The following is a 952-nucleotide window of genomic DNA, read 5'->3' as shown; positions in this document are numbered from 1 at the left end:
GGTTTCAGCCGCGCGGGGCGATGAGGACACCGCCATTGCGCTGACGATCACCCCGGCGCTGACCGACACCGACGGGTCCGAGGCGCTGACGATCACCATCAGCGGCATCCCCGACGGTGCCCATTTCAGCAACGTTGCTGGTGACGTGCTGACGATTTCCGGCGGCTCGATCACGCTGACGCCAAGCCAGTTGGCCGGTCTGAAGATCACGCCGCCGCTGAACAGCGACGATGATTTCACTTTGACCGTAACGGCGACGGCCAAGGACGGCAGTGCCGCTCCGGTCAGCGTCAGCGAATCACTGGTGGTTACGGTCGATCCGGTGTCGGACACGCCGACCCTGGCGGTTTCAGCCGCGCGGGGTGACGAGGACACCGCCATTGCGCTGACGATCACCCCGGCCCTGACCGACACCGACGGGTCCGAGGCGCTGACGATCACCATCAGCGGCATCCCCGACGGTGCGCATCTCAGCAATGATGCCGGCACTGCCCTGACGATCAGCAACGGCTCGGTCACCCTCACACCGGCGCAGCTTGCCGGCTTGAAGATCACGCCGCCGTTGAACAGCGACGTGGACTTCGATCTGACCGTGACGGCGACGGCCAAGGACGGCAGTGCGGCGGTTGCGACGACGACGCAGACGCTGCATGTGACGGTCGATCCGGTGACCGACACGCCGACCCTGTCGGTGGCTGCTGCGCGTGGCGATGAAGACACCGCCATTGCGCTGACGATCACCCCGGCGCTGACCGACACCGACGGGTCCGAAGCGCTGACGATCACCATCAGCGGCATCCCCGATGGTGCGCATCTCAGCAATGATGCCGGCACTGCCCTGACGATCAGCAACGGCTCGATCACGCTGACGCCAAGCCAGCTTGCCGGTCTGAAGATCACGCCGCCGTTGAACAGCGACGATGATTTCACTTTGACCGTAACGGCGACGGCC

Annotated in this window: 1 pseudogene; it reads left to right on the top strand. The window is 65.2% G+C overall.

Annotated elements, in window-relative coordinates:
- Nucleotides 1-952: pseudogene (locus I71_RS13270) on the top strand (hypothetical protein); the annotation flags it as partial.

It is taken from the genome of Azospirillum sp. B506, assembly GCF_000333595.1.
Taxonomy (GTDB): Bacteria; Pseudomonadota; Alphaproteobacteria; order Azospirillales; family Azospirillaceae; genus Azospirillum.
The sequence above is the reverse complement of the archived record's forward strand: the minus strand, read 5'-3'. Positions and strand labels throughout refer to the sequence as shown.